This is a genomic window from Chryseobacterium sp. FG46 (genome assembly GCF_057809135.1).
In genome coordinates this window covers 153,245-170,021 of the sequence record NZ_JBMDJJ010000008.1, presented here as the reverse complement: position 1 = coordinate 170,021, position 16,777 = coordinate 153,245, and the positions used below count along the sequence as shown (strand labels likewise).

Below are 16,777 nucleotides of genomic sequence, written 5' to 3'. Positions count from 1 at the left end.
TGATTATTGCGTAATAAAGACTTCGGATAGTTTTAAACGTTAGGTTCGCAAAGTATGTATAACTAAACTTTATTTTTGTTCGCAAAGATTTCTATATTAAGTTTTTTATTTTTTTGATATTTTTTAGTCTTGGTATTAAAAAATTTTCTACATTTGTCCCATGTTAAAAATGAACAACAATATTTGGTGGTGGCTTTCAAACTCTTCGTCGGGTCTGGAGGTATTGTCATGTTGTTAATCACAGCAGAAATAATCAAAAAACAATATATAGGCTTTGACGGATACCGTTAAAGCCTTTTTTTATTCCTTAATCTTACAAAAAACAATACAAAATGTTGACCAACACAATTACAATAAAAACTGTTTCGAAAAAAACACTGGGAGACCTTCACACTCCCATGAATATCTACCTTAAGATCAGGGATAAATTCCGTGATACCATTCTTCTGGAAAGCTCGGATTCAAAAAGTATTGATAATAATTTTTCCTTTATCGCCGTGAATGCCATTGCAGGAATTGAAGTGAAAAACCTCAGCGAATTTGAAATTAAGCTTCCCGCTTCAGCTCCTGTAAAACAATTGATTCATGATCAAAAGATTACAGATGTATTTGAAAACTTCAGAAATATTTTTAAATGTGAAAAAACGAATGATCCAATAGAGCAGACAGCTCAGAGCCTTTTTGGCTATACAAGCTTTGAAGCGGTACAGTTCTTTGAAAACATCAATCTTAAACCACAGAGCAAGGAAGTTGAAATTCCTGTTATGAGATACAGGTTATACCAATATGTAATTGCTATCAATCATTTTAATGATGAAATGCATATCATTGAAAATTTTATTAATGGGGTAAAATCTGAACTTCATCTTTTGGAAAATCTTATTAAAAATCAGAATACTCCGGTTTATCCTTTTGAAAAAACAAGCGAGGAAACCTCTAATATTACCAATGAAGAATATCTGGAACTGGTAAAAACGGCTCAGAAACACTGTATGCGCGGGGATGTCTTTCAGCTGGTTCTGAGCAGAAGATTTGAACAGAAATTCAAGGGAGATGAATTCAATGTATACCGTGCTTTGAGAAATATCAATCCTTCTCCTTACCTATTCTATTTTGATTACGGAAATTACAAACTATTCGGATCAAGTCCTGAAAGCCAGTTAATCATTAAAAATAATAAAGCAATTATTCACCCGATTGCAGGAACTTCCAGAAGAACGGGAAATTTTGAAGCGGATCTTGAGGCTATAGAAGTTTTAAAAGCTGATCCCAAAGAAAACGCAGAACATACCATGCTGGTGGACCTGGCAAGAAATGATCTTGGAAAACTTGGAAAAAATGTAACAGTTACCAAGCTTAAGGAGATTCAGCTGTTCTCTCACGTTATTCATATGGTAAGTGAAGTAACGGCAGATGTTGAAGATAGTATCAATCCTCTTGAGATGGTTTCCGCTACTTTCCCTCAGGGAACTCTGAGCGGTGCACCGAAACATAAAGCCCTTCAGCTGATCAATCAATACGAAAAAGATTCCCGCGGATATTACGGCGGCTGTATCGGAATCATCGGACTGAACGGAACCTGCAACCAGGCCATTATGATCAGAACTTTCTTAAGCAAAAACAACACATTATTTTATCAGGCAGGTGCCGGTCTTGTAGCAAAATCTGTCCCTGAAAGTGAACTGCAGGAAGTCAACAACAAACTGAACGCCCTGAAAAAAGCCGTTGAAAAAGCAGAAAAAATAGTTGAAAAATAAGCCCTACTATTAACCAGCAACTCCATAACAAAAAAGCAATGAACAACAATATAAACACTCAACAGCCCCAGCTTAAAGTTCTCGTTTTTGATAACTATGACAGCTTTACGTATAACCTTGTTCAGATTATTGAAAGAATTCTGAACCAAAGAGTAGATGTGGTAAGAAACGATGAAATTACCCTGGAAGAGATTGGTAAATATGATAAAATCATCCTTTCTCCAGGTCCCGGAATTCCCGAAGAAGCAGGTATTTTATTAGACCTTATTAAAGAATATGCTCCTACCAAAAGTATTCTTGGAGTATGCCTTGGCCAGCAGGCCATCGCTGAAGCTTTCGGAGGAAATCTGATCAACCTGACTGAGATCTTCCACGGAGTAGCAACCACTACTGAACTGGTAAAAGAAAATACCAAATTGTTCAAAGATTTAAGTTCAGGACTGGAAGTGGGAAGATACCACAGCTGGGCGGTAAATCCGGAAGGTTTCCCGCAAGAACTGGAAATTACGGCTGTAGATAAAGACGGAATGATCATGGCTTTGCAGCACAAAACGTATGATGTACACGGAGTACAGTTTCACCCTGAAAGCATTTTAACGCCGGAAGGAGAAGTAATCATGAAAAACTTTCTGTTGTCATGAAAATCTCAGAAAGTCCTTCAACAAACATAAAAACACCACAAATGAAAGAAATACTGCAATACCTGTTCAACCATAATACGCTGTCCAAATCTGAAGCTAAGGCTATGATGATTGAGATTGCACAGAATAAATTCAATGCTGCGGAAGTCACGGCTTTCATCAGCGTTTTCCTGATGCGAAGTATCACATTAACAGAACTGGAAGGCTTCAGAGAAGCTTTATTACAAATGGCCGTTTCTGTAGATATAGATACCGGTAATGCCATCGACATTGTAGGAACCGGAGGAGACGGAAAAGACACCATTAACATCTCAACGCTGGCCAGCTTTGTAGTAGCCGGAACCGGACAGAAGGTAACAAAACATGGAAATTACGGGGCTTCTACCACTACAGGTTCATCCAATGTGCTGGAAGAACTGGGATATCAGTTTAAAAGCAGTTCAGAACAATTGAATGAAGATCTGGAAAGAGCCAACATCTGCTTTTTGCATGCTCCTTATTTTCACCCCGCACTGCAATCGGTTGGTTTATTGAGAAAGTCTTTAGGATTGAGGACATTTTTTAATCTTTTGGGACCATTAGTAAATCCTGCAAAGCCCAAATATTCAATGATTGGAGTATACAACCTGGAAATAGCAAGAATTTATCAGTATCTGCTTCAGAAAGAGGAACGTGATTTTATTCTGGTCCATGGTCTTGACGGATATGATGAAATAAGCCTTACGGATGACAGCAAAATCATCACAAAAAACGGTGAAGAAATCTATTCTGCGGAAGATTTAGGCTTCAACCCGGTAACGCTGGAGGATATTAAAGCAGGAAACTCCATTCAGGAAACAGCAAAAATATTTATGAATATCCTGGAAGGAAAAGGTACGGAACAGCAGAACTCTGTGATTCTGGCCAATGCTTCAGTAGCCCTGTACAACACTCATCAATTCGGGACATATGATGACTGTCTTCTGCTCGCTCAGGAAAGTCTGCACAGCGGAAAAGCATTAAACAGTTTTAATCTTTTGATTAATTAAATTCATTATTCACTTGCGAAGCAAAATTCACCATTGACCAAAATTAAACACAAGAAATGACTATACTGGATAAAATTATTGAACGAAAAAAAGAGGAAGTTGCAGCAGCGAAATCGCGCATTTCTCTTGATCATTTAAAAAACACGGCTTTTTTTGGAAGACCAACCTGTTCTCTGAAAGAATCCATCAAAAATAAGAGCGGAATTATCGCTGAATTTAAAAGACAATCTCCTTCAAAAGGAATCATAAACAATGGTGTAAAGCCTTTGGAGGTAGTTTCAGCTTACGAAAAATTTGGAGCAAGCGGAATTTCTATCCTGACTGATCATGATTTTTTCGGAGGAAATTTAAATGATGTTCTGGATGTAAGAAATGAGATTACCATTCCGATTCTGCGAAAAGATTTTATGATTGACGAGTATCAGTTTTATGAAGCAAAAAGTATAGGAGCAGATGTTGTTCTGTTGATTGCTTCATGTCTTTCACCAGCTCAGGTACAGGAATTCACAGAGCTGGCTCATGAACTGAAAATGGAGGTTTTACTGGAAATTCATACGGAAGATGAACTGAAACATTTCAATTCGAAAATTGATTTAGCAGGAATTAATAACAGAAACCTTAAAGATTTCAAAGTAGATCTGCAGCATTCTGTCCAGCTGAAAAACCAGCTTCCAAAAGGCGTTTTATCCGTTGCAGAAAGTGGCATTTACAATCTTGAAAATTTTCAATTTTTAAAAGAAAAAGGATTTGACGGTTTCCTGATGGGCGAATATTTCATGAAAAATACAGATCCGGCCAACGCTTTTGAAGAATTTGCTTCTCAAATTTAAACTCAATACCAATGAACCTGCCACCTAAAACCTTTAACCTGCCACCTCAACTCAAAGTCTGCGGTCTTACAAAACCGGATCAGATTCAGGAATTGATTTCTATGAGTGTAGATTTTCTCGGTTTCATCTTCTATGAAAAATCCCCGAGATATGTTTTGAATCATCTGAGTATGGAAGAGATCTCAGCTATTGAGCATCGGGGAAAAACAGGTGTTTTTGTTAATGAAGAAACAGATCTCATTTTAAAAGCAGTTCAGCAGGCTGGATTGAATTTCGTTCAGCTTCATGGTGATGAAAGCAATCATTTCATTGCCGGATTAAGACAAAAACTAAATCCTGAGGTTGGAATCATTAAAGTCATCAGAATAGGAGATATTGATTCTGATAATAAAGATAAAATAGCACAAACGTTTACTTCCAATCTGCCACCTGTCACCTACTACCTATTCGATACTAACAGTAAAGCCTTCGGCGGAACGGGAAAACAATTCGACTGGAGTATTCTGAATGAATTCGACATTCCTCTGCCCTACTTTTTAAGTGGAGGCATTTCCGAGGAAAATATAGGGAATATTGATACATTGAAACAACAGCCTTTCGCTTTAGATATCAATTCAAAATTTGAAACAGAACCCGGCAGTAAAAATATCGACAGAATAAGAAAGTTTAAAACCCTGTTTCAGTAAAATAAATAACACATAAAAACACACAAGGATGAATATACATTTGCTAAAGAAGACATTTTATAAAACATTATTTCCGCCTAAATTCGGGAATGAGAAAATCCAGAATCTGTACCGCTTTGTTTCTGAGAACGACAGTAATACAGAACATTGGGAAGTGGGAGGATTATTGTCTGATTTCATTTGTATTATTAAAGATTTTAAAGAAAGTGATATCCAGTATTTTTTTGAAAGAATCAGCTTATGGAACAGCTATTATCTGGTCATTATTTCAGATAAATTTTTAGAAAATCATGTAAGATCAAGTGTAAAGTATGACCTGGGATTGATTTATGCTAAAATTTTTCTGTTGTATGAAGATTCCGATCCTTATTTTTTAATTGATAATCTGGAAATTGCCATTACCATGTATCAGTCGGAAATAGATAAGGCAACCTTAATTGATTTAACACATAAAATAGAATTGTTATATTATAAAAAGCTGATTACGAAACAACAGTACGATTACCACCGCACATTTATTAATAGCTTAAACCCATGAAATATCAAGTAAAAGAAACGAAAGATTTAACAGAAGCAGAAATAAAACACATTCTGGAGCTTTGGGATATTTCTGCCTGGAACACCATGAACTCATCCTATTTCCTGTCTTTTTTCAAAGATTCAGAATTTCATTTTCTGATGGATACGGATAAAAATACACTGGCCATTATGAGAGTGAATTTTGATTTCACCTTACAAATAGCAGATACAGATTACTCTTTTGCTGAGGCTGTAGGGCTGGTTTCTGCTCATAAAAAGAAAGGATATGGAGCTGCTTTGGTTCGTTATTTCAAAGAAAATGTTACTCAGAGAAATCTGGAAACAATTGGTTTCTGCCATTCGGATCTTCGCCTTTTTTATGAAAAGTGTGGTGTAGAAATTCTACATGACAAAGCCAAAATGATTAAAGAAAGTGTGGGTTCAGAGTGGGTGAATGCTGAAGATGATGATATTTTGATTTTTCATACAACACAGGAAAGAAAAGAACAGCTCAATCAGCTGAATTCACAAAACAACGCTTATTTAATGACTAAAGAATAAAAAAATGAATTATAAAAACCCCGACGAAAACGGATATTATGGAGAATTTGGAGGAGCTTTTATCCCCGAAATGCTTTATCCTAATGTAGAAGAACTGCAAAAAAACTATATTGAAATCATAGAATCTGAAGATTTTCAGGCTGAATATCAGGATTTGCTTAAAAACTATGTTGGGCGGGCTACCCCATTATATTTTGCTAAAAATCTTAGTAATAAATATAAGACTCAGATTTACTTAAAACGTGAAGACCTCAACCATACCGGAGCTCATAAAATCAATAATGCTCTGGGACAGGTTTTATTGGCAAAACGCCTCGGAAAAAACAGAATTATTGCTGAAACCGGAGCAGGACAGCATGGTGTCGCCACAGCTACAGCGTGTGCTTTGCTTGGTCTTGAGTGCATTGTTTATATGGGAGAAATTGATATCCAGAGACAAGCCCCCAACGTGGCAAGAATGAAAATGCTGGGTGCAGAAGTGGTAGCTGCCACTTCAGGTTCAAAAACGCTAAAAGATGCGGTAAATGAAGCGTTAAGAGACTGGATCAACAATCCTGTGACTACCCATTACGTGATTGGGAGTGTCGTGGGACCACACCCTTTTCCGGATTTGGTAGCCAGATTTCAAAGCATTATTTCAAAAGAAATCAAAGAGCAGCTTAAAGAAAAAACCGGTAGAGAAAATCCTGATTATGTGATCGCCTGTGTGGGTGGAGGAAGTAATGCTGCGGGAACTTTTTATCATTTTGTAGAAGAGAAAGAAGTAAAAATTATTGCTGCTGAAGCCGGAGGCCTGGGTGTAAATTCCGGAAAATCTGCTGCGACTACATTCTTAGGAACGCTTGGAGTTCTTCACGGAAGCAAAAGCCTTCTGATGCAGACGGAAGACGGACAGGTCATTGAGCCGCATTCTATTTCTGCAGGATTAGATTATCCGGGGATAGGACCTTTCCATGCGCATTTATTTAAAGAAAAAAGAGCTGAATTCTTTAGCATTAATGATGACGAGGCTTTGAAATGTGCCTTTGAGCTTACCAGACTGGAAGGTATTATTCCTGCATTGGAAAGTTCTCATGCACTGGCTGTTCTGGATAAGAAGAAATTTAATGAAAATGATGTTGTGGTGATTTGCCTGAGTGGCCGTGGAGACAAGGATATGGAAACGTATCTGAAGAATCTGTAAATACAAAAAAGAATAAAATGAAAAAACTAAATATATACTTCACAGCAGGAATTCCGCAACTGGAAGATACCGCTGATATTATACAACTGATTCAGGATTCCGGAGCAGATATGATAGAAATCGGGATGCCTTATTCTGATCCTGTGGCAGATGGCCCTGTGATCCAGAAAGCTCATGAACTGGCTTTACAAAACGGAATGACGATTGAAAAATTATTGTCACAACTAAAAGCAATCAAAGACGAAATCAAAATCCCGGTTATTCTGATGGGATATATCAATCCTGTTTTGAGCTTTGGATTTGAAAAATTCTGTGCTGCATGTGCGGAAAGCGGTGTTTCAGGATTGATCCTACCCGATCTTCCTCCTATTGAATTTGAGAAAAATTATCAGCATATTTTAAAACAGTATCATCTTAATTTCACTTTTCTTGTAACCCCGGAAACCTCTGATGAAAGGATGATCTATCTGGATTCTTTAAGTTCAGGCTTTCTGTATGCAGTAAGCTCTTCTTCTACCACCGGAAATGAAAATGCGGTTTTAAAAAATGAGGATTATCTTTCCAGACTCGCATCTCTTCCACTTAAAAACCCGGTAATGATAGGATTCGGAATTAAGTCTAAGGAAGATTTTGAAAATGTAACGGAAAAAGCGGATGGCGGTATTATCGGAACCGCTTTTGTGAATATTTTGCTTCAGGATAGAGACTGGAAGAAAAGTGCCATAGATTTTATCCATTCCATAAAAGGGTAAAATTCACTAAATTTGTATATCAAAAATTGAAATGAATACAAATCAAAATAAAGCAGTAGAATTTGAAGATTTAGGAGTCAAAGAATATCAGCCAGCCTGGGATTATCAGGAACAACTGATGAAAAACATCATTGATACCAAAATAAAAAACAGGGATCTTCCTGCAGAACAGCATAGTATTACTCCCAACCACCTTCTTTTCGTGGAACATCCTCACGTGTATACATTAGGAAAAAGCGGACACGAAGAAAATATGCTTGCCGGTATTGATAAGCTGAAAGAAATTGATGCTACATTTGTGAAAGTAAACCGTGGCGGAGATATTACCTATCATGGTTACGGACAGGTTGTAGGCTACCCTATTCTGGATCTTGAAAACTTTTTCACAGATATTCATCTATATATGAGGAATCTGGAGGAAGTGATCATCAGAACCATTGCCGAATATGGTATTAAAGGAGAACGTTCCCCGGGAGAGACCGGAGTTTGGCTGGATGTAGGAAAACCTTACGCCAGAAAAATGTGTGCTATGGGAGTGAAAGCTTCCCGATGGGTAACTCTTCATGGCTTTGCGCTGAATGTGAATACAGATATGCGTTATTTTGAATACATTATTCCATGTGGGATTAAGGATAAGCAGGTTACTTCTTTAAAAAGAGAGCTTGAAAGAGAACTCACACCGGAAGAAATGGAAGAACTGAAAGCAAAGATCAGAAAGCATTTCGCAGACGTTTTCCAGGCAGAATTGATTTACAAATAGTCAAGTTTACTTACAATAAAACAAGCCCGGTTTCAATAGTTGAAACCGGGCTTTTAGTTTTATGATAATGTTATTTTTATTCGCTTAGACTATCCACAACATTTGTCATTCCACAGGAATCCAGACACAGAAATCCTGTAATAATGAATGAGGATAAAATAAGAGTTTAGATTCCTACGGAATGACAAAGCGAGTAAAGAAAAGATATGTACTAAAAACATCCGTATTCTAGTGATAAATTATCCATCCAACTTGTCTATTCCGTAGGAATCCAAATCGTAAAAAACAACCGATTTCACCATTTTAAAAATTTTCTATTTCCATTGAATATCCCTATAAAAACGATCATTTTTTCATCTTTTTCAATATTATAAAATCAATAAAACAATAGAATAATGTATTTTTTTCAAAAAAAATATTGCATATATTTTAATTTTTACTACTTTTAATGTCACAAATAAGTGAACTATAATAATTAAAAAGTTCACTGAAAATTAATCACCAAAATATAAAAACTATGAAAAAATTTCTGTTATCCATGATGGTATTCGTGACGGTACTGTCATTTAATGCCTGCTCAGATTCAGCTGCCAATCAGGATCCGAATCTTGTTGCTAAAGAGTCTAATGACATTGCAATGAAAGATTTCGGCAAAACTGTTCCGGTAGGGATTGAAAAAGAAGATGGAAAGTTTAAAATCTCATTTATGGTTACTGCACAGCCGTACGAAATTGCGGACAGTAAAGAGAATGCAGGTTATATTTCCATGATCAGACAGGCTGTTGAAAACGAAACTCCTGTTCATGTTTTCCTTAAAGCCAATACCAATAAAATTGCGAAAGTAGAAAAAGCAACTGCTGATGACATCCGTTATTTCAAATCGGTATTCAACAAAGAAGAAAGAGGGGAAAGTAATAAGGCAGTAAGTGTCATTCCTAATCTTGCAACGTTAAACAGTCTTTTTGCTCAGATTAAAAATCAGGCTTGTGGAACTTCTACCGCCTCTTCACCATGTATCACCTTCAGATATCCTGTGGATGGCTGCTATGCAAGAGCGCACAAAATGAGACAAATCCTTTTGAATGCAGGTTACGATTGTGAAAAGCAATTCGTGTATGGTAACCTTAGAGCATCTACAGGAACATGCTGTGTTTCGTGGGTATATCACGTAGCCATTTTGGTAAGCTTCAAAAATGCTTCAGGAATTGTTGAAAAAAGAATCATTGACCCATCATTATTCTCCAGCGGACCTGTAACTGACGCTGCATGGAGAGCTGCATGTACCAATACAAGCTGTGGATCTGCCTCAGTATCTTCTTATGCCAATACAGCAGGAAATGTTTACTACAGAAGTCCAGCCGGTTCTTTACTGTATGACAACAACTATGTAAATACTAATTGTGTATTGAATAAATTCTCATCCCTTTCAGGATGTTCTCCTTCTCCAGCTCCTAGTGTAGCAAGCTGTGGATTTTAATTAATTTATAGAGAGCTCCTGCCTATATTTTGATATATTGCAGGAGCTTTTTACTTAATACTTTTTGCTATGAAAGCCTGGTCTTATTTACTATTACTATTTATTATGATTACATCCTGTTCCGGTAGTTCCACTCCGCAGAATTTAACGTGGTACAATAATGCCACCATTTCAAATATCATGGAAGATCCCGACAAGCCGAATGAAGTGGTACGTGTCGCTATTGGAATCAGTGCTCAGGTTTTTTATCTTTCCAAAAAATCACCGGAATACAAAAGCCTTATGGAAAAAGCAACCCAAAGCTTTAAAAAAGGTAAGACCTATAATATCGGTATTGAAAATAAAACCAATATCATCAAAGAAATTAAAGAAGTCAAATAATCCGGATTATCTGATCACAGAAATTCCTGCATCCACTTTTATCTCCGCTGCATGAATATAGGAAGCTTCTTCTGAAGCGAGAAACAGAACTACATTAGCTATTTCTGACGGTTCGCCCTGTCTTTTAAAAGGAATTGTCGGAATAATCTCATCAATAGCACTTTCAATCTGATCTCCGGTTAAGCCCGTATTATTAAAAATATTGGTTTTAATATGCCCGGGACTTACTCCATTGACACGAATGCCACGTTCTGTAAGTTCTAAAGCAAATGTTTTGATCAACGACTGCACCGCAGATTTTGCTGCAGAATACACTGAAAAATTAGCCATAGCAATATCTGTGGCCATTGAAGTATTGAAAATAACGCAGCTGCCGCTTTTCATTAATGGTAACACCTGCTGTACCGTAAAAAAAGGTCCTTTGACCAGCATATTGAACAGTTCATCAAAGTGATTTTCATCCACATATTCCACCGGAGCAAATCTTCCGTATCCCGCATTGGCAAAAACCAGATCAATCTGTTGTGTATATTTTCTGATTTCATGCTGCAGGTTCATCAGGTCTTTCATATTTCCGGCATTGGAAACAATTCCGAAAGCCTTTTCTCCAAGTTTCTCTAAAGCTCTATTCACCGTTTCTTCACTTCGTCCGGTGATTATCACTGATCCTCCTTCATCAATAAATTTCTGAGCGGTAGCCAACCCCATTCCATTGGTTCCTCCGGTAATTAAAGCGGTTTTGTTTCTAAATCTCTGCATTGTTTTAAGTTTAAATTCTATTGCAAAGATTGGAATACTACGACTTTGAAAAAATCCGAATCATGCGGAATTGACTGAATCGTGAAATACCATATTTACCTATAACTCTGAACTATTTTACCCTTTTGCTTTTACATTTTTAAAGTCCATCAATAATCGTCATCAATAAAATCTTTTAAAATTAAATTGCACACAATTTAATTGACCATATATTTGCAGTGTTAATTGAGTCAGATAATAAATCTGGCATTTAATCATCAACAAGTAGTTTAATTTAAAACAAAAATAAAAATGTCATTAATAGAAAATTTAAACTGGAGACATGCAGTAAAAGCTTATGATCCGACCAAAAAAGTATCACAGGAAGACCTTAATACTATTTTAGAATCAGCAAGACTAGCTCCTACTTCATCGGGATTGCAGCCCTTCAGAATTATTGTTGTGGAAAACCAGGAATTGAAAGAAAAAATGGTAGCAGGTGCTTTAAACCCTGAAGTAATGAGAGATTCTTCTCACGTTTTGGTCTTTGCGGCATGGGATAGTTATTCTAATGAAAAGATCGACAAAGTTTACGATTATCATACGGACGTAAGGGATCTTCCGAGAGGCCGCTTTGGAAGCTATACCGATAAAATCAAAGAAATATACGGTGCTCAGACTCCCGAAGAGCATTTTGCACACACTGCACGTCAGACTTATATCGCTTTAGGAATTGCCCTTGCGCAGGCTGCAGAGCTTAAAATAGACAGTACACCGGCAGAAGGATTCAGCAATGAGGTGGTAGATGAAGTACTGGGACTAAAAGAACTGGGATTAAAAAGTGTAAGCCTTTTATATCTTGGATATCGTGATGAAGCGAATGACTGGCTTTCTACTATGAAAAAAGTCAGAATTCCAATGGATGAATTTATCATAAAAAAGTAATACCTTCATCGAATCTTTCGTACTCAGAAATTATGGAAAATCCGAAAACACCCAAGCTGGAAAACCAGATTTGCTTTCCGCTATATGTCATTGCCAAAGAGATTACAGGGCTTTACCGTCCTTTTCTTGATGAACTGGGCATTACGTATCCTCAGTATCTCGTGATGATGATATTATGGGATGGTGACGGGCTTACGGTAACCCATATCGGAGAAAAACTGTTTCTGGACAGTGGTACTTTAACACCTCTCCTTAAAAGACTGGAGTCTAAAGGATTTATTATCCGGAAAAGAAAAAAAGAGGACGAAAGAGTGGTTGAAGTATTTTTAGACGAAGCCGGGAAAAAGCTTCAGCAGAAGGCTTGTGAGATTCCGGGAAAAATCCAGGAAAAACTGGGAATACAACCGGAAGAACTGTTGCATCTTAAAGACACTGTCTTAAAAATATTAAACAAAATAGAAAATAAATGAAAACGTTATATACAACTCAGGTCACTGCTCAAGGAGGAAGAAATGGCCATGTAAAAAGTGAAAACGGAGTGCTGGATCTTGATGTTAGAATGCCAAAAGCTTTAGGAGGAGCCAATGATGATTTTGCCAATCCTGAAATGCTTTTTGCAGCAGGATATTCCGCATGTTTCGACAGTGCTCTGAACAGAGTGATCAGTCTTTCTAAAGTAAAGACAGGAGAAACAACGGTAACCGCTCAGGTAAGCATAGGTCAGCTTGAGAATGGTGGTTTCGGACTGGCAGCAGAACTGGATGTGAACATTCCAGGAGTTTCTCTTGAAGAAGCGCAGGCTTTAACAGAAAAGGCACACCAGATCTGTCCTTATTCTAATGCTACCAGAAATAATATGGAGGTGAAACTTTCAGTTACCAACAACGATTAATCCAATTTTTTTAAGCATAGTTATAAAGAAAGGAGCTGTTTCCGTGGAAACAGCTCCTTTTTTTATTTTCCCACAGATTTCTCAGATGGGCACAGATGATTGAGAATTTTTTATGTATATAATGCTCAAGAATTTCACTCATCATTTATAACTCATCATTACCTTCTGTCTTTCATTACATCACTTTTCTGATAGGCATCTACCTTTTTATAAGAATCGTTTTTTTCTTTTTCCTTTTTATCGGAAATCAGGATTCCGAAAAGATGGTCGATTTCATGCTGGAAAATCACTGCTGTAAAACCTTCTACAATCTCTGAATACTTCTGCCCTTTCAAATCCACATATTCCAGTTGGATGACTTTGCTTCTGTAGAACTGATCTCTGAAATCAGGAATAGACAAATCGCCTTCAGGGCCAAGATTCTGCAAATCCGAGCGCCATACAATGACCGGATTAATAAAATACTCAAGCGGAGTTCCTTCTTTATCAAAACGCTGCACCCAGATGATTTTTCTGTTGATTCCCACCTGTGGAGCTGCAATTCCTACTCCTCCATCTGTTGACAGAAGGGATTCTTTCATTCTTTTTACCAGAACAGCTGTATTCGGGTCAAGAGGATCTGCTTCTGAAGAAATGTTCAGCAATGTTTGATGCTGATTATTATCTGTCGTCTGATAGATGGGTAAAGCCTTGTTTACATCTCCCTGATTGATGATGGAAAGTTCACTGGAGGTGAGTTTCTGAGCATTAAAAAATCCGGTAAAAAAGATCAGCAGGATGGGGATTTTTTTCATATGTTTTTGAATCTGATACAAAGGTAAATATTGTGGAGTAAAAATGATTAAAAGGTATTCAATAATTATGTTTAGGCTAAAGCCAATGGAAGTTGATATAAAAAATAAACGGGCTAAAGCCCGTTTCTATTGAATATTTTTCACTCTAACTGTTGAAAGTTTAAAAAGTCTTTGTCATATCCGCAGGGATAATAAGATTGAAATCTGTCGGGATATAATCTTTGGCAGGAACTTTCAGTTCAGAATCGTCTGATTCAAAAACGGAGATAACTGCCATTTTCAGATTGGGATTTTTCTGTTTGATGTACCAATAAATTCCACCAAATTCTTTGCTGTGATAGTTTCCGTTGTAATGGATGAAAGTTTTTCCGGCCTGGTAATTTTTCAGGATAGATTCCGCCATTGTAGCGTCTTTTGTAGCCTGAGCTGAAATGAAATTCATCACTTTTGTTCCTTCTGCATGATCTCCCATCATTTTTTTCATCTCAGGATATCCCGGAGTGTCTAACGTTACTTTAATTGGCAGCTGGGCAATGTAGGTTTTCTCTTTTTCGCTTAATTTATTTAAGGACTCAAGACCTTCTTTTGCAGTCTGAGAGGCATATCTCCTTGGAATATTGGTTGCAATGAAATTCAGTTTTTTATCCTTGGCAAAATCTACCAAAGGTTTGTAATCCGTTGCATAATTGTTCCATAAACGGGCAGAATCTTTGAATGTTTTAGCATCAAATTTCCCGTTTAAATACTGATCCAGCTGCGCCTGATTATCTCTCTCAAACATCTCTGCTCCTAAGATCAGCTGTCCGTTCTTTTTGGCAAACAGCGCTTCTGTAATTTTAAGCTGAAGCCAGTGATTGATAGAGCTGTTATGATTTTCTCCAAAAAAGACTACATCATAATCTGCCAGTTCTTTTACCAGCTTTTCTGTCTTTACTTCTTTTCCTTTTTTATCATAAAACTGATATGCTTTTAAGTCCTGTGCCTTCAATGCACAGACACCGGCAAGCAGTATCGCTATGAAAATATTTTTCATTTTATTTTATATTTAGTCACAAATTACACAAATATTCCGGCACTTGCAGATCGTTTCATAAAAAAGACCGCTTTGAATTTTACAAACAAAACGGTCTCATTCAAATCATCTAATTATTATTTCTCTAAAGCTGCTACAAGATCCTTCCATTCCTGAAGCTCAGGAATTCCAGGTTTTCTTTTTCCGAAGAACTGAACGATAAAGTCTCCTTCTTTGTTGAATACTTCGATGGCAGTTACTTCTCCGTCTTCAGTAGGTTTTTTAACGATCCATGCTTCTGCAATTTTCGTTACATCAAGGTGTAAGTTGAAATCAGGATCCATCACATTGAACCACTGCTGATGCCAAAGTGTTTTCTTCACATTTCCTGTGTGGATCTGGATAATTCCTCTATTTCCAACGAAAACCATGATCGGAGTATTCTTTTCAGAAGCATCTTCAAGGATGTTGACTACTTTAGCATTATCAATTTTCTTAGCAAATCCTTCCGGAGCCAATCGTAATGCCTGGGTTCTGCTTACGCCGTATTTTCTTGTCATCATGAAGAAATCATGAGTATCTTTCAATTCTGTCCATGCTTTTTTGAATCCTTCCACATCAATGTCTGAATCTTCTTTTTCCGCCTGCTTTGGAGCTACTGCTTCAAACGCAAGCACCTGATTCTGATCTTCTGCTCTGAATTTTTCTACGATCGCATTGAAAGCAGCTTCATTACTGTCTTTTGTTAAATAAATCTTGTGAAGTGCCAGTCCATCTTTTCCGAAAAACTGAAGACTTTTCTTATCACCTTCCAGTACTGCAAAAGCAAATTTCCAGTGGTTAAGGAAAATTCTGAGATCAATATCTTCCCCCACAAAAAGCTGTGCATGAGGACTGCTGAAGTCTCCGTTCAGGTAAGTCCCTTTTCTTTCATGAACACATTCATCATTACGGGTAAGCGCCATTACTTTTCCTAATTGCCCAGCTTCTGTAAGGATTCCCTGGAAATCCGGGTTCAGGACCGTAACGCCTTCTCCAATGCTTGTTGCCAATAATTCTGCCTCACTTACTTCCAGCTGTGCTGCAGCGTTTCTTATTCTGATATGTGGATTTTCTGCTTTCAGAGCTTCCCATTTTTCCTTTAAATCATTAACTAATGTGCTCATTACTTTACTTTTTTATGGTTAAAATTGTATACATTCTTCGTAGGGTTTCGTTTCCTGTTTTACTTTTTATTTCTTCTTCTCTTTCTGAAGTTTTCATTCTCTTAAAATGACTTTTGGAGATCAGTTCTTCCATTTCGCTGTTGCTGTACAAGGTAAAATCATATTCCGTAAACGGTAGTTTTTCCATGAATTCTTTTTGTCCGAATGTCAGAACGAATGTTCCGTTATCTTTTAGAACCCTGCAGATCTCGTTTAAGAATTCCGCTGGATTTTCCCAGAAATAGACTGTGTTTACAGTAAATATTTTATCAAAAGTTTCATCATGAAAAGGAAGCTTCTTCCCTTCATATAAAACAAATTCTGTCTGATTTTCAAATTCTTTATTGAGCCTTTTGGCTTCATTGTGCATGGTTTCAGAAATATCAATCCCTGTATAAGTGAGGTTTTTGGCAAGGCTCATGATACTTTTCAGGTGTGCGGCATTCCCGTGTCCTATTTCAAGGATTTGCTGGCCGTCATCTATCGAAAGTGTTCTGATAGTTTCTAATGTCATGCTGATATTCGTAGCATTCATCATTTCACCGATCTCAATGCCTTTTTCTCCCTGGGGATTGGCAAGATTCTGTGCGAGGATTTTAAGTTCTTCTTTTTCCAT

Annotated in this window: 20 protein-coding genes; 15 read left to right on the top strand and 5 right to left on the bottom strand. The window is 37.2% G+C overall.

The features are described 5' to 3' along the window. Positions 1–332 precede the first annotated feature (332 nt). The 12 genes from ACODR7_RS08520 to ACODR7_RS08465 all read left to right on the top strand — a co-directional run bounded on the left by ACODR7_RS08520 (position 333) and on the right by ACODR7_RS08465 (position 10,575). Positions 333–1,757 carry an anthranilate synthase component I family protein gene (locus ACODR7_RS08520; protein ID WP_488838647.1) on the top strand — a complete coding sequence of 475 codons (1,425 nt, stop codon included), beginning with the start codon at positions 333–335 and terminating at the stop codon, positions 1,755–1,757. A gap of 38 nt (positions 1,758–1,795) precedes the next feature. Beyond that, a complete protein-coding gene (locus ACODR7_RS08515; RefSeq protein WP_488838646.1) occupies positions 1,796–2,398 on the top strand; it encodes an anthranilate synthase component II in 603 nt (200 codons plus the stop codon). A 41-nt stretch (positions 2,399–2,439) separates the two neighbouring features. Continuing rightward, entirely contained in the window at positions 2,440–3,426 is a 987-nt protein-coding gene (trpD, locus tag ACODR7_RS08510; RefSeq protein WP_488838645.1) for an anthranilate phosphoribosyltransferase, read from the top strand. Between the two features lie 56 nt (positions 3,427–3,482). Beyond that, positions 3,483–4,256, top strand: a complete 774-nt coding sequence (trpC, locus tag ACODR7_RS08505) for an indole-3-glycerol phosphate synthase TrpC (RefSeq protein WP_488838644.1) — start codon at positions 3,483–3,485, stop codon at positions 4,254–4,256. An 11-nt stretch (positions 4,257–4,267) separates the two neighbouring features. Continuing rightward, positions 4,268–4,942, top strand: a complete 675-nt coding sequence (locus tag ACODR7_RS08500; protein ID WP_488838643.1) for a phosphoribosylanthranilate isomerase — start codon at positions 4,268–4,270, stop codon at positions 4,940–4,942. Positions 4,943–4,970: 28 nt separating this feature from the next. Then, positions 4,971–5,480 carry a hypothetical protein gene (locus ACODR7_RS08495; RefSeq protein WP_488838642.1) on the top strand — a complete coding sequence of 170 codons (510 nt, stop codon included), beginning with the start codon at positions 4,971–4,973 and terminating at the stop codon, positions 5,478–5,480. After that, positions 5,477–6,022 carry a GNAT family N-acetyltransferase gene (locus ACODR7_RS08490; protein ID WP_488838641.1) on the top strand — a complete coding sequence of 182 codons (546 nt, stop codon included), beginning with the start codon at positions 5,477–5,479 and terminating at the stop codon, positions 6,020–6,022. Before ACODR7_RS08495 ends, ACODR7_RS08490 begins: the two co-directional genes overlap by 4 nt. Positions 6,023–6,026: 4 nt before the next feature. Continuing rightward, entirely contained in the window at positions 6,027–7,205 is a 1,179-nt protein-coding gene (gene trpB, locus ACODR7_RS08485) for a tryptophan synthase subunit beta (protein WP_488838640.1), read from the top strand. Beyond that, a complete protein-coding gene (gene trpA, locus ACODR7_RS08480; RefSeq protein WP_488838639.1) occupies positions 7,151–7,957 on the top strand; it encodes a tryptophan synthase subunit alpha in 807 nt (268 codons plus the stop codon). Before trpB ends, trpA begins: the two co-directional genes overlap by 55 nt. Positions 7,958–7,988: 31 nt before the next feature. Next, positions 7,989–8,717 carry a lipoyl(octanoyl) transferase LipB gene (gene lipB / locus ACODR7_RS08475; protein ID WP_488838638.1) on the top strand — a complete coding sequence of 243 codons (729 nt, stop codon included), beginning with the start codon at positions 7,989–7,991 and terminating at the stop codon, positions 8,715–8,717. Between the two features lie 517 nt (positions 8,718–9,234). Further along, positions 9,235–10,194 carry a protein-glutamine glutaminase gene (locus ACODR7_RS08470; RefSeq protein WP_488838637.1) on the top strand — a complete coding sequence of 320 codons (960 nt, stop codon included), beginning with the start codon at positions 9,235–9,237 and terminating at the stop codon, positions 10,192–10,194. Between the two features lie 69 nt (positions 10,195–10,263). Then, positions 10,264–10,575, top strand: a complete 312-nt coding sequence (locus ACODR7_RS08465; protein WP_076597072.1) for a hypothetical protein — start codon at positions 10,264–10,266, stop codon at positions 10,573–10,575. 6 nt (positions 10,576–10,581) lie between these two features. Here ACODR7_RS08465 and ACODR7_RS08460 read toward each other — a convergent pair whose 3' ends face one another. Further along, entirely contained in the window at positions 10,582–11,334 is a 753-nt protein-coding gene (locus tag ACODR7_RS08460) for an SDR family oxidoreductase (protein ID WP_488838636.1), read from the bottom strand. Between the two features lie 291 nt (positions 11,335–11,625). Between ACODR7_RS08460 and ACODR7_RS08455 the strand changes: the two genes are divergently transcribed. Genes ACODR7_RS08455 through ACODR7_RS08445 form a run of 3 tightly spaced genes read left to right on the top strand, consistent with a single transcriptional unit; the run spans position 11,626 to position 13,150 of the window. After that, positions 11,626–12,258, top strand: a complete 633-nt coding sequence (locus tag ACODR7_RS08455) for an NAD(P)H-dependent oxidoreductase (RefSeq protein WP_062670959.1) — start codon at positions 11,626–11,628, stop codon at positions 12,256–12,258. Between the two features lie 32 nt (positions 12,259–12,290). Then, on the top strand, positions 12,291–12,728 hold the full coding sequence (locus ACODR7_RS08450; protein WP_076597074.1) for a MarR family winged helix-turn-helix transcriptional regulator: 438 nt from the start codon (positions 12,291–12,293) through the stop codon (positions 12,726–12,728). After that, entirely contained in the window at positions 12,725–13,150 is a 426-nt protein-coding gene (locus tag ACODR7_RS08445) for an organic hydroperoxide resistance protein (RefSeq protein WP_136521770.1), read from the top strand. Before ACODR7_RS08450 ends, ACODR7_RS08445 begins: the two co-directional genes overlap by 4 nt. A 158-nt stretch (positions 13,151–13,308) precedes the next feature. Here the strand turns inward: ACODR7_RS08445 and ACODR7_RS08440 are convergent, their stop codons facing one another. From ACODR7_RS08440 to ACODR7_RS08425, 4 genes are all read right to left on the bottom strand, one after another. Further along, positions 13,309–13,944 carry a peptide deformylase gene (locus ACODR7_RS08440; RefSeq protein ID WP_488838635.1) on the bottom strand — a complete coding sequence of 212 codons (636 nt, stop codon included), beginning with the start codon at positions 13,942–13,944 and terminating at the stop codon, positions 13,309–13,311. Between the two features lie 160 nt (positions 13,945–14,104). Continuing rightward, positions 14,105–14,977, bottom strand: a complete 873-nt coding sequence (locus ACODR7_RS08435; RefSeq protein WP_136521768.1) for a ChaN family lipoprotein — start codon at positions 14,975–14,977, stop codon at positions 14,105–14,107. 116 nt (positions 14,978–15,093) lie between these two features. Continuing rightward, entirely contained in the window at positions 15,094–16,122 is a 1,029-nt protein-coding gene (locus ACODR7_RS08430; RefSeq protein ID WP_488838634.1) for a hemin-degrading factor, read from the bottom strand. Positions 16,123–16,126: 4 nt separating this feature from the next. Further along, the gene (locus tag ACODR7_RS08425; RefSeq protein WP_488838633.1) at positions 16,127–16,777 is read right to left on the bottom strand and encodes a class I SAM-dependent methyltransferase; all 651 of its coding nucleotides are present in this window, start codon (positions 16,775–16,777) and stop codon (positions 16,127–16,129) included.